Origin of the sequence: Leeia aquatica (genome assembly GCF_012641365.1) — a bacterium.
GTDB lineage: Bacteria > Pseudomonadota > Gammaproteobacteria > Burkholderiales > Leeiaceae > Leeia > Leeia aquatica.
Map to the genome: position 1 here is coordinate 15623 of NZ_JABAIM010000002.1, position 20948 is coordinate 36570.

Consider the following 20948-nt stretch of genomic DNA (forward strand, 5'->3'; position numbering starts at 1 on the left):
CCAGGCATGGAGCCCGCATGAGCCAGCACCCGTTTTACCTGGCCCGACAACCGATCCTCGACCGCAACGGCAAGCTGTATGCTTACGAGTTGCTGTTCAGGGCCAGCCAGCAGAACGGCGCTATCATCAGCGATGACGTTGCCGCGACATCTGCCGTCATCCACTATGCGTTCTCAGAGCTGGGGGTCCAGCATGTGCTGGGGCGACACAAGGGCTTCATCAACCTCTCGCGCGAAATGCTGCTGTCAGACTTGGTCACCTTGCTGCCCAAGGACCAGATGGTGCTGGAGCTGCTGGAAACCATTGAGATAGACGATGCCATCATCGCCCGCTGTCAGGAATTGAAAAAAGCAGACTATACCCTGGCGATGGATGATGTGGTCTCCATTGGGCCACGCATGAAAGATATTGTGCCGTGGATTGACATCGTCAAGCTGGACTTGCTGGCCATGACGGACGCCGATCTGCAAAAGGTGGTCAAGCAGCTCAAGCCCCTGCCCGTGCAGTTACTCGCCGAGAAGGTAGACAACCAGGCGCAATTTGAGCTCTGCCAGAAGCTGGGCTTCCATCTCTACCAAGGCTACCACTTTGCCAAGCCCACCATGCTGCAAGGTAAGCGAGCCAATCCATCACAAGTTGCCCTGCTGAACCTGCTGGGCATGGTGCTGAGTGATGCCGAAACCGAAGACATCGAGCAAGTTTTCAAACGCCAGCCCGACCTGACCTTGAGCCTGATGCGGCTGGTCAACTCGGTGGGGAGTGGTATTGGTCGTCGTATTGAAAGTATGCACCAAGCCATTGTGGTGCTGGGGCGGCAACAGCTGAAGCGCTGGCTACAAATACTGATTTTCTCCGTTTCATCCACCAATGACGATCAGGAACCCAGCCCCTTGATGCAGTTGGCCAGCACCCGTGGCAAACAGATGGAGCTACTGGCGGAGCAATTGCGCTGGTCACGCAATGAGCAAGACCAAGCCTTTACCGTTGGTATGCTCTCCCTGCTGGATGCGCTGTTCCAGCAACCCCTACAAGCGCTGCTGGAGCCCCTCAACCTGAGCGATGCTGTTACAGAGGCGCTACTGCAACGCACAGGCCGCTATGGCCAGCTGCTGGGTCTGGTCGAGTGTAGTGAGCAGCCTGAGCGCACGCCTGACCTGAGCAACTGGTCTGAGCTCACACTGGATATCCTCAGTCACACTCAGCTTGCAGCACTGGACTGGGTTATGCAGCTGGGAAAAAGCAGCTAGTCAATCGGCTTAGAAGATGGAGTTCTCACACAAGGTGGTAAACAGCTCCAGCGCCTGAGTCCCTGCCAGCGAGTTACCATTACTGTCCAGCCCGGGCGACCAGACGCAGACGGACAAGATGCCCGGCACCACAGCCAGAATGCCCCCCCCCACCCCGCTTTTAGCTGGCAAGCCCACCCGGTAGGCAAAATCACCTGCGGCATCATAGGTGCCACAAGTCAGCAATACCGCATTCAAGCGCTTGGCTTCACTGGTGGTCAGCAAGCGCTCCCCTGAGCCTGGTATCACTCCGCCATTCGCAAGAAACAGGCCTGCATGCGCCAGCTCGGAGCAGCTCATGGCAATGGCACACTGATGGCAATAGCTGCGCAGTACGGCATCTACCGGGGCGCGCAGGTTGCCAAACGCTTTCATGAAATTGGCCATTGCCGCATTGCGGAAGCTGGTGTCCAGCTCGGAGCGGGCCACCTCGGCATCCAGATTCAGGTCGGCGATACCGGTCAGGCGGCGCATGAACTGCAATACCGCCACCTCCGCCTGGGCATGGTGCTGACACAGGATATCCGTCACCACCAGTGCCCCCGCGTTGACAAAGGGGTTACGCGGCTTGCCCTGCTCGTATTCCAGCTGTACCAGCGAATTGAACGGATTGCCCGAAGGCTCCCGCCCAACGCGCTGCCAGACCGCGTCTCCCAGCAGCCGGAACGCCAGCGTGAGGCTAAACAGTTTGGAGATGCTCTGAATCGAAAAACGCTGCTCCGCTGCCCCCACACTGAAGCGCCTGCCGTCCAGCAGCTGAACTGCCATGCCGAATTGATCCACCGGCACGCTGGCCAGTGAAGGGATATAGTCGGCAACCCGCCCCTGCTTGCACAGTGGCGCAACCTGCTCGGCAATGGCGCTCAGGATTTGCGCATAATCTGGCTCGTGCACGGCCACGCTCATCTCTCTCAAATAAAAATGCCACCACGTTAAACACGTGGTGGCATTCTCGCCATCCGTATGGGTACGGGTTTAGGCGAGCTTGGCAGCCACCCAGGCCGCTACACTGGCCAAGGCTTCCGGCAGCTTGTCCGGCTCACTGCCACCGGCACGGGCCATGTCCGGACGGCCACCACCCTTGCCACCGACCTGCTGGGCGACATGATTGACCAGCTCACCGGCTTTCAGCTGCCCGGTCAGATCGTCGGACACCCCGGCAACCAGCGCAACCTGACCCCCTTCCCGGCTCCCCAGTACGATCACCGACTTGCCCAGCTTGGACTTCAGCTGATCCAGCAGGTTACGCAGGGTCGCCGCATCGGCCCCCTCCACTTCCACCGACAAGACCGGTACACCCGCAACCAGTACCGCCTGGCCTGCCAGATCACCCCCTTGCGCCGCCGCCAGCTTGTCTTTCAGGCGGCCCAATTCCTTTTCCAGCGCCTTCATGCTGTCCTGCAGCTGGCCGATCCGTTGCGGCAGCTCTGCAGTCGGGCTGCGCAGCAGGGCTGCCGCATCCCGCAATTGCTGCTCCTGCTGCTGCACAAACTTCAGCGCGCCTTCACCGGTCACCGCCTCCAGACGACGGATACCGGCCGCCACGCCCCCTTCGCTGACGATCTTGAAGAAGCCAATGTCTCCGGTACGGCTGACGTGGGTACCGCCGCACAATTCGGTGGAGAACTCGCCCATTTTCAGCACACGCACTTCGTCGCCGTACTTCTCGCCAAACAGGGCCATGGCACCCGTTTTCAGCGCGTCGTCAAACGACATCACGGTCGCGGTCACCGGATAGTTGGCGGCAATCACATGGTTGACCACCGCTTCAATGCGGACGATTTCGTCATCCGTCACCGCCTGGCCGTGGGCAAAGTCAAAACGGGTGCGCTCGTGGTTCACCAGCGAGCCCTTCTGCGCCACGTGGCTACCCAGCACCTCACGCAAGGCCGCGTGCAGCAAGTGGGTGGCCGAGTGGTTGCGGGTGGTCGCCAGACGGCGATGCAGGTCGATGGTGGCCTGCACTTCATCGCCCACTTTCAGGCTGCCCTGACGCAGCCGGCCACGGTGACCGAACACGCTAGCCTGTACCTTCTGGGTATCCAGCACATCAAACAGGGCGCCGACACCGCCCAGCGTGGAAATTTCACCCAGATCACCGACCTGGCCACCGCTCTCGGCATAGAACGGGGTGTTGTCCAGCACCACCAGGCCTTCTTCACCGGCGTGCAACTCACTGACCGGCTCAGTACCTTTATACAGCGCCAGTACGCGGGCATCGGCACTGCTCTTCACATAACCTTCAAAGCAGGTAGCTTCACCGTCATAATCCACTTGCCCGGCCACCTTGAAGGAAGAACCGGCACGGCCACGCTCGCGCTGTGCTTCCATCTCGCGCTCGAAACCGTCGAGATCCACTTCCACATTGCGCTCACGGCAGATGTCTGCCGTCATGTCGATGGGGAAACCGTAGGTATCGTACAGTTTGAACACCACCTGGCCCGGCAAGGTACGCACCTCGCCTGCCAGCGCCTCTTCCAGCACCTGCATGCCATTTTCCAGCGTCTTGGCGAACTGCTCTTCTTCGGCCTTCAGGGCCGCCATCACGCGGGCTTCTGCCTCTTTCAGCTCGGGATAGGCATCACCCATTTCCCGCACCAGGTCCGGCACCAGTTTGTGGAAGAACAGGCCATGCTGGCCCAGCTTGTAGCCATGACGCACGGCACGGCGGATGATCCGGCGCAGCACATAGCCACGGCCTTCATTGCTGGGCAGCACGCCATCGGTAATCAGGAAGGCACAGGCACGAATGTGGTCAGCAATCACCTTCAGCGACGGCTCGGACTGGCTGTATGGCAGACCGGTTTCCCGTGCAGCTGCTTTCAGCAGCGCCACAAACAGGTCGATTTCGTAGTTGGAGTGCACATGCTGCAAGACCGCCGACAAGCGCTCCAGCCCCATGCCGGTATCCACCGAAGGTTTCGGCAGCGGATGCAGGGTACCGCTTTCATCGCGGTTAAACTGCATGAACACGTTGTTCCAGATTTCAATGAAGCGGTCGCCATCTTCATCCGGGCTGCCGGGCGGGCCGCCAGCGATGGACGGACCGTGGTCATAGAAGATTTCGGTACACGGGCCGCAAGGGCCGGTATCGCCCATGGTCCAGAAATTGTCCGACGCGTAAGGTGCCCCCTTGTTGTCACCGATACGGATGATACGGTCCACCGGAATGCCGACTTCCTTGTTCCAGATGTCGAAGGCTTCGTCATCCGAGGCGTAGACCGTGACCAGCAGCTTCTCTTTTGGCAGTGCCAGCCACTGGCTGCCGGTGAGGAACTCCCAGGCGTAAGTGATGGCATCACGCTTGAAGTAATCCCCAAACGAGAAATTGCCCAGCATCTCGAAAAAGGTGTGATGGCGGGCGGTATAGCCGACGTTTTCCAGATCGTTGTGCTTGCCACCGGCCCGCAGACAGCGCTGCGAGGTCACTGCGCGGGTGTAACTGCGCTTCTCATGGCCCAGGAAGCAATCCTTGAACTGCACCATGCCCGCCACGGTAAACATCAGGGTCGGGTCATTGCCCGGCACCAGCGGGCTGCTGGCCACCACCTGATGCTGCTTGCTTTCAAAGAACTGGAGGAACTTCTGTCGGATTTCTGCGCTTTTCATGGATGGAGTCGGATTCCCGGCAACACTTACCGTAGGGTCTAAGATGGTCTGATTTTCCAATGAATCCGGCGCGCTGCCAAGCGATGCAGCGCAGAAAAGCGGGCGGATCGCTCAATACGCGACGGGAATAGGGTCCAGACTGCGCCACAAGTACCAGGTGGCCACTGTCCGCCAGGGGCGCCAACGCTCGGCGAAGGCATCCAGCTGTTTGAGTGGAAACGGATACGGCCAGCCATAATGCTGGGCCACCGCACGCTGCAGGCCGATATCGTCCAGCGGCAGCACATCTTGCCGCAACAGATGGAAGATCAGGAACATTTCCGCAGTCCAGCGCCCGATGCCGCGCACATCGGTCAGCCGGGCGATCACCTCGGCGTCGCTGAGGTGATCAAACTGGTCCGACTCGATACGGCCATCGGAAAAATGGCGTGCCAGATCGGTCAGATACTCCACCTTGCGGGTGGAGAGCCCCACCTGTTTCAGTTCATCCGCAGGGGTCGCCAACACGTGTTCGGGTGTCAAAGGCTGCACCCGCTGGTTCAGCCGGCCCCAGATCTGCTCGGCAGCGCGCACCGAAATCTGCTGGCCGATAATGGAGTTGGCCAGTGTGACAAACGCATCACCGCCCCCCTGCAGACGCTCCGCCGGATACGCCTGCAGCAGCCCTGTCAGCGCCCGGTCCTGCTGCGCCAGCTGAGCGCAGGCCTCATCCCAGTAGGAGGGGGCTTGCTTCTGGCGCGGGGCAACGCTCATTTGTGAGCGGCGGACAACTGGCTGTTCATCATCATGCGATCGGCCACCGCAAGGCCAATCGCCGTCAGCAAGAAGATCAGGTGGATGGCGGCTTGCGCCACCAGTGTCTTGACATCCATCTGCGCAGCATTGATGAAGCTGCGCAGCAGGTGAATACCGGAAATGCCGATCAGCGCCATGGCCAACTTGACCTTGAGCACCCCGGCATTCACATGCGACAGCCACTCCGGCACGTCAGGATGGTCGCCCAGGTCCAGCTTGGACACAAAGGTTTCATAGCCACCGATGATGACCATGATCAGCAGGTTGGAAATCATCACCACGTCGATCAGGCCCAGCACCACCAGCATGACCTGAATCTCGGACCACTCCTGCACATGCGCCAGCAGGTGCCACAGTTCCTTGCCAAAAAAATAGACGTAGACACACTGCGCCACAATCAAACCGATATACAGCGGTGCCTGCAGCCAGCGGCTCCAGAACACCAGCTTTTCCAGTTTGTGCTCAACGCGTGAACCCATGTCTGCCATGCTTGACTCCTGTAATGCGTTTAACCGTTCTCATAGAGCGAGTGATGAATCGCTCAGTTCCCCGCCACTGTCATCTGTTCGATCAGGATCGAGCCCGTCTGCCGCGAGCTGCGATCCAGCACATCAGAGCCGACCGCCACGATCTGCTGGAACATGTCTTTCAGGTTACCAGCGATGGTGACTTCTTCCACCGCATGCACGATCACCCCGTTTTCCACCCAGAAGCCAGCTGCACCGCGCGAATAGTCGCCGGTCACCGGGTTGACCCCCTGCCCCATCAGCTCGGTCACCAGCAGGCCCCGCCCCATTTGTTTTACCAGGGACTGCAAGTTACCCGCCGTCGATTTCAGCAGCAGATTATGGCTACCCCCGGCATTGCCGGTGCTCTGCATGCCCAGCTTGCGGGCGCTGTAGCTGCCGAGGAAGTAGCCATTCACCACCCCGTCACGCACCACTTCGCGCTCCTGCGTTGCCACCCCTTCATCATCAAAGGCGGTACTGGCCGGACCTTTCAGCAGCAAGGGCTGCTCGGACAGCTGGATAATGGGCGAGAACACCTGCTGCCCCATGCTGTTGAGCAGGAAGCTGGCCTCACGGTACAGGCTGCCACCGCTCACCGCCTGCACGAAATGGCCGATCAGGCTGGCGGCAATCGGGGCTTCAAACAGCACCGGTACCTGGCAGGTATCAATCTTGCTGCCATTGAGCCGCCGCAGCGTACGCTCACCGCAGACGCGGCCAATGGTTTCCGCGCTGTCCATATCGGCCACGTCACGGCGGGAGTCGTACCAGTAATCCCGCTGCATCGCCTCGCCCTCGCTGGCGATCACGGCGCAGGACAGCGAGTGGCGGCTGGTCGGGAAACCGGCGAGGAAACCGTGGCTGTTACCATAGGCGAAGTGGCCAACCTGGGTCGACAGGCTGGCGCCTTCCGAGTTGGTGATGCGCCCATCCACCGCACGCGCGGCCGCTTCACAGCGTTGCGCCAGCGCAATGCTGTCTTCCACGCTGACATCCCACGGGTGGTACAGGTCGAGGTCCGGAAAGCGGGTCGCCAGGGTATCGGGCTCAGCCAGCCCGGCACAATCGTCCGACGCGGTATAGCGGGCGATGTTGAGCGCGGCATCCACGGTGTCGCGCAATGCCTGCGGCGAGAAATCACCGGTGCTGGCATGGCCCTTGGCTTTGCCCAGATAGACGGTGAGGTTGAAGCCTTTGTCACGGTGGTATTCGATGGTTTCCGTTTCACCCAGGCGTACCGACACCGTATGGCCACACCCTTCCGATACCTCGGCTTCAGCCTGGCTCGCCCCTTTGCTGCGGGCGTAATCCAGGGCGTCGGTCACCACCTGCTTGAGTTGGTCGAGGGTCTGTGCAAACGGAGATGAAGCCACAGCGTAATTCCTTGCAAGGCACAACATGGGAGAAAAGACCGCTCACCAACAGGCTGCGGACTGTCCGGGCTGGTATGATAACAGCTTTGGCGGCGCCATCGCTGCCCCAGCAGGAAGCGGTAATGATGAACCACGATGATGATGTGTATGACGACGATCGCCCCAGCAAGTCCCAGCGCAAGCGGGACATGCACCACATGCAGGACCTGGGCGAAGCCCTGCTGAAGCTGCGCCCTGACCAATGGGCCAGCCTTGATCTGCCGGAGCGGCTGCAGGACGCGCTGCGCGAGGCCAAACGCCTGACCGCGCACGGCGCCATTCGCCGCCAGTTGCAGTTTATTGGCAAGCTGATGCGTGATGTCGAGCCTGAACCGATCCAGCGCTATCTGGATGCCTTGGGGAATGCCTCGGTCGAGCATACCGCCTGGTTGCACCGCATGGAGCGCTGGCGCGACCGTCTGCTGGAAGAGCACGATGCGCTCACCGAACTGGCCGAGCAGTATCCTGCAGCCGATTTGCAAGTGATGCGGCAACTGATCCGCAATGCCCACCGCGAGCGTGAGCAGAACAAGCCACCCAAGGCCTACCGCGAATTGTTTCAGCAGTTGAAACAACTGGAGCAAGAGCCGGGGATTCCACACCACGATGCAGCTGAGGAAGACGATGATGCCTGAGGTGCTGAAAATCGGACTGGTGTCGATCAGTGACCGTGCCAGCCAGGGGGTGTATGAAGACAAGGGCATCCCGGCCCTGCGCGACTGGTTTGGTCGTGCCCTCGCCACGCCGTGGGAGATGGAAACCCGCCTGATCCCGGATGAACAGGCGATGATCGAGGCCGCCCTGTGCGAGCTGGTGGATGTGGCAGGCTGCCATCTGGTGTTGACCACCGGCGGTACCGGCCCGGCGCCGCGTGATGTCACCCCGGAGGCCACGCTGGCGGTGGCCGACCGGGTGATGCCCGGTTTTGGCGAGCAGATGCGGCAGATCAGCCTTGCATTTGTCCCCACCGCCATCCTGTCGCGTCAGGTCGGGGTGATCCGCAAGCAATCCTTGATCCTCAACCTGCCGGGACAACCAAAAGCGATTGCGGAAACGCTGGAAGGCCTGAAAGATGCGGATGGTCAGGTCAAGGTGCCGGGCATCTTTGCGGCCGTCCCCTACTGCATCGACCTGATTGGCGGACCATGGGTAGACACCCATGCCGAGGTGGTCAAGGCGTTCCGCCCCAAGTCTGCCCAACGCCCGGCTTCCGCAGGTTAAACCTTTGCAGGACTTCCTCTGGCCGCCACTGGCGCTGCTCCTGCTATGGCTGATCTGGGCCTTGCGACAGCGGCCGTGGCAAGACTGGCAGGACAATACCCTGCAGCATCTGGTGCTGGGCGGCTGTGTGCTGAGTGGCAGCTTGTGGATGCTGCAGGCGCATGCCAATGGCCCGCAACCTTTGCATCTGATTGGCGCAGCCCTGCTGGTGCAGATGGTCGGCCCGGCGCTGGCCAGCCTGATGCTGCTGCTGGTCTTGCTGGCCACCAGCAGCCTGCATGGCGTACCCCCAATCCAGTGGCCCTGGCTGGCCCTCAGCCTGGTGTTGCTGCCGGTGCTGCTGAGCTGGGGCTGGCACCGTCTGCTGCAGAAGGTGGCCCCACCCAACCTGTTTGTCTACCTGCTGGGTAGCGGTTTTGCCGGTGGAGCACTCAGCCACGCCGCCGCTGGCCTGGCTTTGCATGCCGGACTGGTGGAGTGGCCCGCCCAAGGGCTGCCGCCCTCTCTGCCCTTCTGGTGGCTGCTGTCCTGGGGTGAAGCTTTTGAAACCGGCTTTCTGCTAACCTTGATGGTGGTGTACCGCCCGCGCTGGGTACGCCTGTTTGATGACCGCCGCTATCTGCACCCGAGCACATGATGCAGCTGGATACTTTTGCCGAGCAGGGCTGGCAGATCGTGGCAGGGGGCTATCCCGCTGCCTTGCTCGATGCCTTGCAAGGCGAATTGGGCCAGTACACCCTGCAAGCGCATCAGGGCGGCGTGCGTGACCTGGAGCAACACCCGCTGATCCTGCAACTGGTCCGGCACCCTTGCACCCAGGTGTTGCTGCAGACCATGCTCAGTGATCAGGCGCGGCTGGTGCGTGCGCTGTATTTCGACAAGTCCAGCGAGAACAACTGGCAAGTCAGCTGGCATCAGGACAAGACGGTCATGCTGGCGGCGCACATCGAAATGCCGGGATGGGGGCCGTGGCGACCGCGTGACCACTGCTGGCACGTACAGGCTCCCCAGTCCATCCTCACGCGCATGCTCACCTTGCGCTTGCATCTGGACGACGCCGATACCGATAATGGCTGCCTGCAGGTGCACAGTGGTTCACACCTGTGGGGGCTGCTGAGCCAGGCGGAGACCAGTGCACGACTTGCGCAATTGAGCCCCCTGCCGTGCCCGGCCAAACGGGGAGATCTCATGCTGATGCGCCCCTTGCTGCTGCATCGCTCCAGCAAATCACATTCTCCCCGCCCGCGTCGGGCCGTGCATCTGGAGTTTTGCGATGCACCGCTCCCCGCGCCCTTGCGCTGGGCGGCATTACCTGAACCCTGCTGACAGGAGGCTGTCTGTTGTCTACCGGTAAAATCATCCTGATCTGGCTGGCCATTGGTGGCGTACTGTTTGCCCTGTTTACGGCATTCGGTCCTCACCGCGAGGTGGTCGGCAATGTACTTGTCGCACCCCTGGGTGGCTTCGTCGGCCTGTTTGCCGCCCTGCGCCTGTGGTGGGGGCGGCAACGTGACAAACGCAAGCGGGACCGCTAAGCCCGCACAGGAGACAACACATGCACCGCTGTGGATGGGCCAACCCGGCCAACCCTCTGTATCTGGCTTACCATGATGAAGAATGGGGTCGCCCGCAACACGACGATCAGCACCTGTTCGAGATGCTGATTCTGGAAGGCGCACAAGCCGGGCTCTCCTGGGAAACCATCCTGAACAAGCGCGACAGCTACCGCGAAGCCTTTGACCAGTTCGACCCTGTCAAGGTCGCCCGCTATGATGAGCAGAAAATGGCCGAGCTGCTGGGCAACCCCGGCATCGTGCGCAACCGGCTCAAGGTGCAGTCAGCGGTGCGCAATGCCCAAGGCTTTCTGGAAATCCAGCGCGAGTTTGGCAGCTTCGATGCCTGGCTGTGGCGCTTTGTAGACGGCAAGCCCATCGTCAATCAGTGGTCAGACTATCGCCAGGCACCGGCCCGTACAGAACTCTCCGATCAATTATCCAAGGCACTGAGCCAGCGAGGCTTCAAGTTTGTCGGCTCCACCATCATGTACGCCTATATGCAGGCTACCGGCATGGTGGATGACCATGAAACCGGCTGCCATTGTCGTACCCACCCGCGTAACTAGTACCATCCCTGTTTGAGGATTGCATGACTGCCCTGCTCCCCGCTGTTGAAATTGAACCGACCCAGCCCGCCACCCACAGCATCATCTGGATGCATGGCCTCGGTGCCGACGGCCATGATTTTGAGCCCATTGCCGATGAGCTGCCCTTGCCCGCGCACATGCAGCTGCGATTCGTCTTCCCGCATGCACCAGCCATTCCGGTGACGATCAACAACGGTTACGTGATGCGGGCCTGGTACGACATCCTCGATTTCTCCGATCTGCACCGTACTGTGGATGAAGCGGGCATCACCCGCTCCCGCCATGCCATCGAGGCGCTGGTGGCGCGGGAAATTGCACGTGGCATCCCCAGCGAGCGCATTTTCCTCGCCGGTTTCTCGCAAGGTGGTGTCATGGCTTACAACGTGGGCCTCAGCTACCCGCAGAAACTGGCCGGCATCATTGCGCTCTCTACCTATCTGCCGAATGCGGCCCAGCTGGATGCACAGTTAAGCCCGGCCAACCAGCACACCCCGGTCTTTGCCGCGCACGGTACGCTGGACCCGGTTGTCAACCTGCGGCTGGGTGATGTGGCCCGCCAGCATGTCACCCAGCTCGGTCACCCGGTAAGCTGGCACACCTACCCGATGCAACACTCGGTCTGCATGGAGGAAGTGCAGGCACTGGGCCGTTGGCTGGGAGAGCATGCCTGATGCGCATTCTGGTCTACTCCCCAAACCATCTGGATGAATGGCTGGCTGAAACCCGGCAGCATTTCCCTGAGGCCGATGTGCAAGGCTGGCCCTGCACACCAGACTGGCAGGCTGACTACGCGCTATTGTGGAAGCCCCCCGCTGAGCTGTTTCAGCAGCAAAACACCCTCAAAGCCGTATTTGTGCTCGGCGCCGGAGTGGACGCGCAGCTACCGCTGATTCCGGACAGCCTGCCGCTCTATCGGCTGGAAGACAGTGGCATGGGGGAGCAGATGGCGGACTATGTGAGCCACTACCTGCTGCGCTGGTTCTACCGTTACGATGCCTACCAGCTGCAACACCACTGGCAACCCGGCACGCTGGACGACAAAGCCCGCTGGAGGGTCACCATTCTCGGCTATGGTGCCATGGGTAGCGCAGTGGCAGAACGGGTGCGGCAGCTCGGTTTCCCGGTGCAAGCCTGGCGCCGCCAGCCAGCAGGCGACGCCGCCATTCCGGTACACGCCGGGCTGGACGCGCTGCCTGCCTGCCTGGGCAGCACCCGTGTACTGGTCAACCTGCTGCCGCTCACCCCGGAAACCCGTGGTCTGCTCAACCAGCAACGTCTCTCTCAGTTACCGCCTGACAGCTATCTGATCAATCTGGCGCGGGGCGCACATGTGGTGGACGAAGACTTGCTGGCCGCCCTCGACAGCGGCCATCTGGCCGGTGCCACGCTGGATGTGTTCCAGCATGAGCCACTGCCGGCCGAACACCGCTACTGGCAGCACCCCAAGGTCAACGTCACCCCTCATATCGGCGCACTCACCCCTCTGCCCGATGCCCTGCAGCAAATCCAGCAGAAGCTAGGTTGTCTTCTGCAAGGGCTACCCGCAGGCGGGCTGGTGGATCGGCATCGAGGGTATTGAGCCATTCACGGCTAACAGCACTGAACGTTTCGCCCTCTTTACTCAAGGCTTGATCGGCTGATCAAGCCTGTACCGCGACCGCGCCTGATGCGAGGGGATGCCCTGTCATCCCTGCTGGGCAGCGCTCTGGTAGCTGAGGATCCGCTCGCAGTAACGGGCGATCTGGTCGATTTCGAGGTTGACCGGGCTGCCGGGCTTGAGCTGGTGCAGGTTGGTGGCCGTCAGGGTGTGGGGGATCAGGTTGATGGAGAAACGGTTACCGTCGACATGGTTGACGGTGAGACTGACACCGTTGATGGTGACGGAGCCTTTGGTGGCGATGTAGCGGGCCAGAGTCCCTGGCGCGTCAATGCGCAGCTCCATGCAGTCGCTGTTGGTTTCGCCAGCAGGCGGAGCAAAGTGGGCGACGGTGCCCACCCCGTCCACATGGCCGGATACCAGATGGCCACCGAGGCGGTCAGCCAGCCGCAGGGCTTTTTCCAGATTGACCAGATTACCTACTTGGTCGAGCCCGACCGTCACCCGCAGGGTTTCTGCCGACACATCCAGCGTGTAGTGTGTCTCTGTTTTGTCGATGACCGTCAGGCATACGCCGTTATGCGCAATGCTGTCCCCCAGGGCGACATCGGACAAATCCAGGCCACAGGCCTCGACAATCAGCCGGACGTCTTGTCCGCGGTGCTCCATCTGGGTAATGCGGCCAACAGCTTGAATAATGCCGGTGAACATGCGCTTTCCTTGTAAGGTTCAGTGTGTGGTCGGGATGGCGGTGAGCCGCAGGTCGGGGCCGATATGGCGGCAGTCTATCCATTGCAAGGCCGTGTGCAGGTCTACCGCTTCCAAGGCAGGCCAGTTGAACGCCCCTTGCGCGTGATGCCCGAACAGCTTGGGCGCCAGATAGAGGATCACTTCATCGACCAGCCCCGCGCGCAGCAACGCGCCATTGAGTATGCTGCCCGCTTCAACCAGCAACTCGCTGCAGCCACGTACGGCCAATGCCTGCAGCAGGGCGTGCAGATCTACCCTGCCCTGCGGATCGGGCAAATACAGTAATTCAGCGTGGGGCGCTGCCCAGCTGGGCTTTGCCACGCCATGGGCCAGCAGACTGGGGCGGCCTTGCAGCAGACGAGCCGTTTGCGGGGTGCGCAGCTGGCTGTCGACGACCACCGCCAGCGGCTGCCGCCCTTGCCAGGGCAAACCGTCGATGTGCCGGATGGTCAGCTGTGGATCATCCGCCAGCACGGTACCGCTGCCGGTGAGGATGGCACAGCTGCGGGCGCGCAGCTGCTGTACATCGGCACGGGCCGCCGGGCTGGTAATCCATTGGCTGGCACCGTTCAGCAGCGCGGTTTTACCATCCAGGGTGGTCGCGACTTTCAGCGTCACCCAGGGTTTCTGCCGGGTCATCCGGCTGAGAAAACCACGGTGATGTTGACGGGCTGCCTCGGCCAGTACGCCGGTATCAACCGTGATGCCCGCTTCGCGCAGCCTGGCCAGCCCTTGCCCGGCCACCTGAGGATTCGGGTCCTGCAAGGCAACCACAACGCGCGCTACACCCGCTTGCACCAAAGCGTCACAACAGGGCGGCGTGCGGCCGAAGTGGCTGCATGGTTCCAGGGTGACATAGGCCGTCGCCCCCCTCGCCTGCTCACCCGCCATGCGCAAGGCCATCACCTCGGCATGCGCTTGCCCGGCAACTTGTGAGTGCCCCGCACCAATCAGCTGCTCATTCTTGACCAGCACGCAGCCCACACTGGGGTTGGGGGTGGTGATGTAGCGTCCTTTGCTGGCCCATTGCAGGGCTTGCGCCATCCAGTGATGGTCTGCGGCAGTGATGGGCATCAGGAAGCGCCTTTTTGCACTTCCTGGATGGCGTCGCGAAAATCATCCACATCCTGAAAACTTCGATACACCGAGGCAAAGCGGATATAGGCAACTTGATCCAGCTTTTTCAGCTCAGTCATCACCATCTCGCCGATCTGCCGCGCAGGCACCTCACGCACGCCCAAGGCCAACAGTTTCTGGGTGATCCGTACAATGGCCTCATCGACCAGGGCTGTAGGCACCGGGCGCTTGTGCAGCGGGCGCATGAAGGAGAGGCGCAGCTTGTCGCGGTCAAACTCGGCACGGTTGCCATTTTGCTTGACCACTTGCGGCAGGCGAATTTCCGCAGTCTCAAAGGTATTGAACCGCTTCTCACACGCCGTACAGCGGCGACGGCGACGAATGGTGTCGCCGTCCTCGGTCAGGCGGGTTTCCAGAACCTGGGTATCCAGCGAACCGCAAAAAGGGCACTTCATGCTGCTTCCCACAAACACTGTGCTGATGCGGCCATGATACTACGCCTTGCCTGCCAGCAGCAGTACATGCGCCCGGATATCGGCCGGCCAGTCTGACATATGAACTTCAAGCCCATTAAGGTCGTTGGCAAACAGGGCACGGCTTGCCTCTTCAAAGCCCGGCAGATCGCCGCCGATGGCTGACATGAAATGGTAGGCGCGTGTCTGATTCTGCCGTTGCGCCTCTTTTTGGCCAGAGACTCGACGTGCCTCTTCCACCAGCTTGCGCAGCGCGACAGATGCACCGCCGGGTTGAGACGACAGCCACTCCCAATGGCGCGGCAGCAAGGTCACCTCGCGAGCCACCACGCCCAGTTTGGGGCGCCCGCGCCCGCGAGGTTCTTCCCCCGCCTTGGTTTCATATTGCTCCGACGACTCAAAAGCCTGGGGATGGCTCAGTGCCAGGCGAGCCAGCATCTCTTCATCACTGCCACGCAGATCAATATCCAGAGGTTGGCCTGTTGCATCGTCAAACAACTGGATGAGCACAGTGTTACCCGTCTCCATCGCACGCTTGATGGTCAAGGCATTATGTTGCAATGAGCCTGTTGCCAGCCGGTGGTGCCCTTGGAAGCTGGTATAGGAAATGGGAAATGAGTCGTGCATGGCGGTGATCTCTTGGTCAATGGAGATCACATATTAAACCCGGATAAAAATAAACACAATAATACCCGGATATTATTTTGGTTACACAGTCACCTCCTTCATCCACTCCTGACAGAGCAGCGACACACAACGGTCCACATCATCCTGAATCATCTGCCCATATCCCAGCAAAAGTGCCGACAGCGATCCACCAAACTCAGCCTGCGCCTGCAGCTGTATGCCTTACTGCCGTCAGCGCTCTATCAGCTGCTGGGTGTGTTCTGCCTCTCGGCAGCGTAATACCAGATAGCGCCCAGCACCCTTTTCTATGACTTGCAAGCCGGGACATTGACGTCGCAGCGATTGCAGCAGGTGCTGACGCATGCCAGCCTTGCCGCCTTATTGGCCGCTGCTGCCGTGAAACCGACGAAAATTTTAAAAAGCAGTAACAAAAACCCCCTGCAAGCACGATGCTTACAGGGGGTTTTTGTTAAGTGACACTACCGTGATCGAGCTTAGAACGGAATATCGTCGTCGAACTGGTCATCAAATGCCGGTTTGCGGGCCTGTTGCTGTTGCGGCGCGGGGGCGGGCTGATTGCCGCTGAAGCCGCCACCTTGCTGGCTACCGCCAAAGGATTGCGGCGGGGTGGAGAAGCCACCGTCGTCGGCGTCATACGGGGCGCTGCCGCCACCCATGCCGCCGCCGCTGCGGCCACCCAGCATCTTCATTTCGTCGGCAATGATCTCGGTAGTGTAGCGGTCCTGCCCGGTATTCTTGTCTTGCCACTTGCGGGTTTGCAGCTTGCCCTCAACGTAGACGGCGCTGCCTTTTTTCAGGTACTGGCCCGCAATTTCGGCTAGCTTGCGGTACATGACAATATTGTGCCATTCGGTACGCTCTTGCTTCTGTCCGTCTTTGCCCTTCCAGCTCTCGGTGGTGGCAATGCTGAAGTTGGCCACCGCTTCGCCATTGGTCATGTAGCGGACTTCCGGGTCACGCCCGAGATTACCGATCAGCAGAACTTTGTTGAGAGAGGCCATGTGTTGATTACCTGTACTGTCGTTGGTGCCTGCCCGGCGGCAGGCAAAAAGAGGAATGCTGCATTCTAACGCGAAGGTCAGGCGGATGCACGGCCTGTGCCAGCGGTCGCTTCGATCAGCGCCAGCACAGCGGTTTCGTCCCACCCCGCCTGGGCCACCTTGAGGTAGGCGGCCGATTCGCCCGGAATCACCACCGCTTCAATCACCCCGTCACACGCCCGCAGTTGCTCGCCCAGCAGGGCAGCATCGCCCTCCCAATCGTCCGCAATATGCAGCATCTTGCTCGATACCGGCAGCGGGGTCTGCATGGTCAGCGCCAAGATGGCCCATACCAGCATCAGGCCGGCGCACAGCAGAAAGGCAGCCGCCGGTCCGCCATGCGCATGCAGGAAGCTGCCACCGACACTGCCCACGGCAAAGCCAATCGACTGTGCAGTGTTCTGCACACCCATGGCGGTGCCTTTGGCATCGGCGGGCGCCATCTTGGAGATCAAGGACGGCAGGGTGGCTTCCAGCGCATTAAAGGCCAGAAAATACACCCCCAGCCACAGCACGATGCTGGTGATCGAATCCAGCCACAGGGCCATGCCCAGCTGCGCCAGCATCATCAGTACAATGGCGCCCAGGAACACCTGCTTCAGTTTGCCGCGCTTTTCACCGTAGATGATGGCAGGCACCATCAGTACAAAGCCCACCATGGCCACCGGCAGGTAGACGTGCCAGTGATCCGGCTTGTGCATCCCCAACTGGGCCAGCGAAAACGGAATCACCGAGAACATGGCGGCTTGCGCAGCGTGCAGCGCAAATACGCCAAAGTTCAAGCGCAGCAGCTGACCATCCCGCAAGATAGCGGGCAGGCGGTTGGCATTGGTTTCCGCGTCAGAATGGAAGCGTGAGCGCTGCGGGTCCGGCACCACAAAGCGTACGCCGAAGGCCGCCGCAATCGCCAGGCAGCCCATCAGGAAAAACATGCCGGAGACGCCGATCGCGTGTTCAATCTGCGCTGCCGCCACCAGCGACACGGCAAAGGTCACACCAATACTGCCGCCCACCATCGCCATGGCCTTGGTGCGATGCTCCTCCCGGGTGAGGTCCGCCAGCAGCGCGGTCAGCGCGGCACTGATCGCGCCGGTGCCTTGCAGGGCACGGGCGACAATCAACCAGCCGATGCTATCCACCCACGCGCCCAGAAAGCTGCCTGCGGCCATCAGCCCCAGACCCGCATAAATCACTCGCTTGCGCCCGATCCGGTCTGACCACATGCCAAACGGGATCAGCAGCAGCGCTTGCACCAGCGCAAAAATGCCGAACGCCAGCCCAGCCAGCTTGAGATTGCTGCCCTCCAAATGGGCGGCATAGGGCATGAATACAGGCAGAAACAGAAAGATGCCCAGCATGCGCAGTGCGTAGATGCCAGCCAGCCCGGCGCTGGCGCGCAGCTCCAGGGCCGACATGCGTGAAGATGCACTCATTTTGATGGTCAGGGAAATTGGGTAAACGCAAGAAGTCCGGTATATTAACAGGTTGGCCCACCTGCCGCGAGCCAGGTGGATAGCCCCGAGCCCGACCAGGCCTTTCTCTGGCCAGAACAGACAACGATGACCGATTACATACGTATCCGCGGCGCCCGTACCCACAATCTGAAGAACATCAATCTGGATATCCCGCGTAACCAGCTGGTGGTGGTGACCGGCTTGTCGGGCTCCGGCAAATCCTCACTGGCGTTCGACACCCTGTATGCCGAGGGGCAGCGTCGCTACGTCGAATCGCTTTCCGCCTACGCACGCCAGTTCCTGCAGCTGATGGACAAGCCGGATGTCGATCTGATCGAAGGCCTCTCTCCTGCCATTTCCATTGAACAGAAGGCCACCAGCCACAACCCGCGCTCCACAGTCGGCACCGTCACGGAAATCCATGACTATCTGCGACTGCTGTTTGCGCGGGTGGGCGACCCGTATTGCCCAGAGCATCAGCTGCCGCTGTCTTCACAGACGATCTCGCAGATGGTGGATCATGTGCTGGCGCTGCCGGAGGGCACCAAGCTGATGATCCTGGCCCCGGCCGTCAGCGCACGCAAAGGCGAGCATGTGGAGCTGTTCGACGAGCTGCGGGCGCAGGGCTTCGTGCGGGTACGGGTCAATGGCGAAGTGTGCGAGCTGGATCAGACCCCCAAGCTGGACAAGAACAAGAAGCACACCATTGAAGTGGTGATCGACCGCCTGCGGGTGGACGCCGAGCAAAAGCAGCGGCTGGCAGAATCCTTCGAAACCGCGCTGCGCCACGCCGATGGCCGCGCCATTGCGCTGGAAATGGACAGTGACAAATCGCACTGGTTTTCCGCCAAGTTTGCCTGCCCGGTCTGCTCCTACAGCCTGCCGGAGCTGGAACCTCGCCTGTTCTCGTTCAACAACCCGGCGGGTGCCTGCCCCAAATGTGATGGCTTGGGCCAGATCACCTTCTTCGACCCCAAGCGAGTGGTCGCCTTCCCGCAGATGAGCCTGGCCAATGGTGCTATCAAGGGCTGGGACAAGCGTAACCAGTTCTACTACCAGATGCTGGAAAGCCTGGCGACACATTACGATTTCAATATCGAGCAGCCGTTCGAAACACTGCCGGATGCGGTACAGCAGGTGGTGCTGTATGGCTCTGGCAAAACCAGCATTGCCTTCCGCTACATCAGCGAGAAAGGTACCGCCTTCCTGCGTGAGCATCCGTTTGAGGGCATTATCCCCAATCTGGAGCGCCGCTACCGTGAGACCGATTCCGTCACGGTGCGAGAAGAGCTGAGCAAATACCAGAACAACCAGCCCTGCCCCAGCTGCGAGGGCACCCGCTTGCGTATCGAGGCGCGCAATGTGCGGGTAGGCGACAAAACCCTGCACGAAATCAGCGGCATGCCGCTGCGCGAAGCCGCTTCCTTATTTGACCAGCTGACCCTGCAAGGCCAGAAGCAAGCCATTGCCGAGAAGATCCTCAAGGAAATTTGCGAGCGGCTTGGTTTCCTGAACAATGTCGGCCTGGATTACCTGAACCTCAACCGGGCGGCGGATACCCTGTCGGGCGGCGAAGCACAGCGCATCCGGCTGGCCAGCCAGATCGGCTCCGGGCTGACGGGGGTCATGTACGTGCTGGATGAGCCCTCCATCGGCCTGCATCAGCGCGATAATGACCGCCTGCTGCAAACCCTGATGCGGCTGCGCGATCTTGGCAACAGCGTGATCGTGGTCGAGCACGACGAAGACGCCATCCGCGCTGCGGATTTTGTGGTGGACATCGGCCCCGGGGCCGGTGTGCATGGTGGTGCGGTGCTGGTGTCCGGCTCGCCCGAGGAGGTCAAGCAATGCGAGCAATCGCTGACCGGGCAATACCTCAGTGGTCAACGCAAGATCGAGGTCCCCGCGCAGCGCACTGCGCCAGATCCGGAACGGATGCTGGTCCTGCAGGGCGCCAGCGGCAACAACCTGAAGCGGGTGACGCTGAACCTGCCGGTGGGCCTGCTCACCTGCATCACCGGCGTCTCAGGCTCTGGCAAATCCACCCTGATCAACGATACGCTTTACCATGCCGTTGCCCGCCATCTATACGGCAGCAACGAAGAGCCAGCCCCGTTCGAGCATATTGATGGTCTCGGCTTCTTCGACAAAGTCATTAACGTCGACCAAAGCCCGATTGGCCGCACGCCGCGTTCCAACCCGGCCACCTATACCGGCCTGTTCACCCCGATCCGCGACCTGTTCTCCGGCGTGCCGGAAGCCCGCTCGCGTGGCTACGGCCCGGGCCGTTTCTCGTTCAACGTCAAGGGTGGGCGCTGTGAGGCCTGCCAGGGCGATGGCGTCATCAAGGTGGAGATGCATTTCCTGCCGGACGTGTACGTACAGTGTGACGTCTGCCACGGCATGCGCTATAACCGGGAGACGCTGGAAGTCCGCTACAAGGGCAAGAATATCTACGAAGTGCTGGACATGACAGTGGAGCAGGCTGCCGAGTTCTTCAGCGCTGTGCCGGTGGTAGCCCGCAAGCTGCAAACCCTGCTGGACGTAGGCCTGGGCTACATCCGGCTGGGTCAAAGTGCCACCACCCTCTCCGGGGGCGAGGCACAACGGGTAAAGCTGGCGCTGGAACTGTCCAAGCGTGACACCGGTCGTACCCTATATATACTGGATGAGCCGACCACCGGTTTGCATTTCCACGATATCGAGCTGTTGCTGTCGGTGGTACACCGCCTGCGCGACCACGGCAATACCGTGGTGATCATTGAACACAATCTGGACGTGATCAAGACCGCCGACTGGCTGGTGGATCTGGGTCCGGAAGGTGGCGCGGGTGGCGGCCGCATTCTGGTGGAAGGCACGCCGGAAACGGTAGCAGCCTATCCGGAAAGCCACACCGGGCACTATCTGGCCCCATTACTGCAACAAGGACGCTGA

21 protein-coding genes are annotated in these 20948 nt (G+C 60.9%); 10 read left to right on the top strand and 11 right to left on the bottom strand.

What is annotated here, in order from left to right; all coding sequences use genetic code 11:
- Positions 1-17: 17 nt before the first annotated feature.
- Entirely contained in the window at positions 18-1247 is a 1230-nt protein-coding gene (locus HF682_RS09170; RefSeq protein WP_168877002.1) for an EAL and HDOD domain-containing protein, read from the top strand.
- Positions 1248-1256: 9 nt separating this feature from the next.
- On the opposite strand, the gene HF682_RS09175 is transcribed toward HF682_RS09170, so the two are convergent.
- From HF682_RS09175 to pmbA, 5 genes are all read right to left on the bottom strand, one after another.
- A complete protein-coding gene (locus HF682_RS09175; protein WP_308418718.1) occupies positions 1257-2180 on the bottom strand; it encodes a glutaminase in 924 nt (307 codons plus the stop codon).
- Positions 2181-2261: 81 nt separating this feature from the next.
- Positions 2262-4895 (bottom strand): alanine--tRNA ligase, encoded by a 2634-nt coding sequence (gene alaS / locus HF682_RS09180; RefSeq protein WP_168877004.1) that lies wholly within the window; start codon positions 4893-4895, stop codon positions 2262-2264.
- A gap of 111 nt (positions 4896-5006) precedes the next feature.
- Positions 5007-5648: a DNA-3-methyladenine glycosylase family protein gene (locus HF682_RS09185; RefSeq protein ID WP_168877005.1), complete on the bottom strand. Its 642-nt coding sequence runs from the start codon at positions 5646-5648 to the stop codon at positions 5007-5009.
- The gene (locus tag HF682_RS09190) at positions 5645-6178 is read right to left on the bottom strand and encodes a TIGR00645 family protein (RefSeq protein WP_168877006.1); all 534 of its coding nucleotides are present in this window, start codon (positions 6176-6178) and stop codon (positions 5645-5647) included. Before HF682_RS09190 ends, HF682_RS09185 begins: the two co-directional genes overlap by 4 nt.
- 53 nt (positions 6179-6231) lie before the next feature.
- Positions 6232-7572, bottom strand: a complete 1341-nt coding sequence (gene pmbA / locus HF682_RS09195) for a metalloprotease PmbA (protein WP_308418719.1) — start codon at positions 7570-7572, stop codon at positions 6232-6234.
- Between the two features lie 122 nt (positions 7573-7694).
- On the opposite strand from pmbA, the gene yjgA reads away from it, so the two are divergent.
- From yjgA to HF682_RS09235, 8 genes are read left to right on the top strand one after another with little or no spacing between them, the layout of a single operon-like run.
- Positions 7695-8246: a ribosome biogenesis factor YjgA gene (gene yjgA, locus HF682_RS09200; protein WP_168877008.1), complete on the top strand. Its 552-nt coding sequence runs from the start codon at positions 7695-7697 to the stop codon at positions 8244-8246.
- Positions 8239-8832: a molybdopterin adenylyltransferase gene (mog, locus tag HF682_RS09205; protein ID WP_168877627.1), complete on the top strand. Its 594-nt coding sequence runs from the start codon at positions 8239-8241 to the stop codon at positions 8830-8832. The genes yjgA and mog overlap by 8 nt, the downstream gene beginning before the upstream one ends.
- A gap of 4 nt (positions 8833-8836) precedes the next feature.
- Positions 8837-9469, top strand: a complete 633-nt coding sequence (locus tag HF682_RS09210) for an energy-coupling factor ABC transporter permease (RefSeq protein ID WP_168877009.1) — start codon at positions 8837-8839, stop codon at positions 9467-9469.
- Positions 9466-10158, top strand: a complete 693-nt coding sequence (locus HF682_RS09215; RefSeq protein ID WP_168877010.1) for a phytanoyl-CoA dioxygenase family protein — start codon at positions 9466-9468, stop codon at positions 10156-10158. The genes HF682_RS09210 and HF682_RS09215 overlap by 4 nt, the downstream gene beginning before the upstream one ends.
- A gap of 14 nt (positions 10159-10172) precedes the next feature.
- A complete protein-coding gene (locus HF682_RS09220; protein ID WP_168877011.1) occupies positions 10173-10367 on the top strand; it encodes a hypothetical protein in 195 nt (64 codons plus the stop codon).
- Positions 10368-10387: 20 nt separating this feature from the next.
- Positions 10388-10954 carry a DNA-3-methyladenine glycosylase I gene (locus HF682_RS09225; RefSeq protein ID WP_168877012.1) on the top strand — a complete coding sequence of 189 codons (567 nt, stop codon included), beginning with the start codon at positions 10388-10390 and terminating at the stop codon, positions 10952-10954.
- A gap of 23 nt (positions 10955-10977) precedes the next feature.
- Positions 10978-11646, top strand: a complete 669-nt coding sequence (locus HF682_RS09230) for an alpha/beta hydrolase (protein ID WP_168877013.1) — start codon at positions 10978-10980, stop codon at positions 11644-11646.
- Entirely contained in the window at positions 11646-12554 is a 909-nt protein-coding gene (locus HF682_RS09235; protein WP_168877014.1) for a 2-hydroxyacid dehydrogenase, read from the top strand. Before HF682_RS09230 ends, HF682_RS09235 begins: the two co-directional genes overlap by 1 nt.
- Before the next feature lie 105 nt (positions 12555-12659).
- On the opposite strand, the gene HF682_RS09240 is transcribed toward HF682_RS09235, so the two are convergent.
- The 6 genes from HF682_RS09240 to HF682_RS09265 form a co-directional block, all read right to left on the bottom strand.
- Entirely contained in the window at positions 12660-13283 is a 624-nt protein-coding gene (locus HF682_RS09240; protein ID WP_168877015.1) for a riboflavin synthase, read from the bottom strand.
- A gap of 18 nt (positions 13284-13301) precedes the next feature.
- A complete protein-coding gene (gene ribD / locus HF682_RS09245; protein ID WP_168877016.1) occupies positions 13302-14396 on the bottom strand; it encodes a bifunctional diaminohydroxyphosphoribosylaminopyrimidine deaminase/5-amino-6-(5-phosphoribosylamino)uracil reductase RibD in 1095 nt (364 codons plus the stop codon).
- The gene (gene nrdR / locus HF682_RS09250) at positions 14396-14854 is read right to left on the bottom strand and encodes a transcriptional regulator NrdR (RefSeq protein WP_168877017.1); all 459 of its coding nucleotides are present in this window, start codon (positions 14852-14854) and stop codon (positions 14396-14398) included. Before nrdR ends, ribD begins: the two co-directional genes overlap by 1 nt.
- 39 nt (positions 14855-14893) lie before the next feature.
- Positions 14894-15499 carry a DUF2239 family protein gene (locus tag HF682_RS09255; protein ID WP_168877018.1) on the bottom strand — a complete coding sequence of 202 codons (606 nt, stop codon included), beginning with the start codon at positions 15497-15499 and terminating at the stop codon, positions 14894-14896.
- A gap of 494 nt (positions 15500-15993) precedes the next feature.
- Positions 15994-16521 carry a single-stranded DNA-binding protein gene (locus HF682_RS09260; protein WP_168877019.1) on the bottom strand — a complete coding sequence of 176 codons (528 nt, stop codon included), beginning with the start codon at positions 16519-16521 and terminating at the stop codon, positions 15994-15996.
- A 77-nt stretch (positions 16522-16598) separates the two neighbouring features.
- Positions 16599-17993 (bottom strand): MFS transporter, encoded by a 1395-nt coding sequence (locus HF682_RS09265; protein WP_240947216.1) that lies wholly within the window; start codon positions 17991-17993, stop codon positions 16599-16601.
- Positions 17994-18119: 126 nt separating this feature from the next.
- Between HF682_RS09265 and uvrA the strand changes: the two genes are divergently transcribed.
- On the top strand, positions 18120-20948 hold the full coding sequence (uvrA, locus tag HF682_RS09270; protein WP_168877020.1) for an excinuclease ABC subunit UvrA: 2829 nt from the start codon (positions 18120-18122) through the stop codon (positions 20946-20948).

Bases quoted from the DNA above. Each gene is read 5' to 3' on its own strand.
- HF682_RS09255 (WP_168877018.1), bottom strand. From the start codon at position 15,499: ATGCACGACTCATTTCCCATTTCCTATACCAGCTTCCAAGGGCACCAC.
- ribD (WP_168877016.1), bottom strand. From the start codon at position 14,396: ATGCCCATCACTGCCGCAGACCATCACTGGATGGCGCAAGCCCTGCAA.
- HF682_RS09190 (WP_168877006.1), bottom strand. From the start codon at position 6,178: ATGGCAGACATGGGTTCACGCGTTGAGCACAAACTGGAAAAGCTGGTG.
- HF682_RS09225 (WP_168877012.1), top strand. From the start codon at position 10,388: ATGCACCGCTGTGGATGGGCCAACCCGGCCAACCCTCTGTATCTGGCT.
- HF682_RS09260 (WP_168877019.1), bottom strand. From the start codon at position 16,521: ATGGCCTCTCTCAACAAAGTTCTGCTGATCGGTAATCTCGGGCGTGAC.
- uvrA (WP_168877020.1), top strand. From the start codon at position 18,120: ATGACCGATTACATACGTATCCGCGGCGCCCGTACCCACAATCTGAAG.
- HF682_RS09235 (WP_168877014.1), top strand. From the start codon at position 11,646: ATGCGCATTCTGGTCTACTCCCCAAACCATCTGGATGAATGGCTGGCT.
- nrdR (WP_168877017.1), bottom strand. From the start codon at position 14,854: ATGAAGTGCCCTTTTTGCGGTTCGCTGGATACCCAGGTTCTGGAAACC.
- HF682_RS09185 (WP_168877005.1), bottom strand. From the start codon at position 5,648: ATGAGCGTTGCCCCGCGCCAGAAGCAAGCCCCCTCCTACTGGGATGAG.
- HF682_RS09265 (WP_240947216.1), bottom strand. From the start codon at position 17,993: ATGAGTGCATCTTCACGCATGTCGGCCCTGGAGCTGCGCGCCAGCGCC.
- HF682_RS09240 (WP_168877015.1), bottom strand. From the start codon at position 13,283: ATGTTCACCGGCATTATTCAAGCTGTTGGCCGCATTACCCAGATGGAG.
- HF682_RS09230 (WP_168877013.1), top strand. From the start codon at position 10,978: ATGACTGCCCTGCTCCCCGCTGTTGAAATTGAACCGACCCAGCCCGCC.
- yjgA (WP_168877008.1), top strand. From the start codon at position 7,695: ATGATGAACCACGATGATGATGTGTATGACGACGATCGCCCCAGCAAG.
- HF682_RS09215 (WP_168877010.1), top strand. From the start codon at position 9,466: ATGATGCAGCTGGATACTTTTGCCGAGCAGGGCTGGCAGATCGTGGCA.
- alaS (WP_168877004.1), bottom strand. From the start codon at position 4,895: ATGAAAAGCGCAGAAATCCGACAGAAGTTCCTCCAGTTCTTTGAAAGC.
- HF682_RS09170 (WP_168877002.1), top strand. From the start codon at position 18: ATGAGCCAGCACCCGTTTTACCTGGCCCGACAACCGATCCTCGACCGC.
- mog (WP_168877627.1), top strand. From the start codon at position 8,239: ATGCCTGAGGTGCTGAAAATCGGACTGGTGTCGATCAGTGACCGTGCC.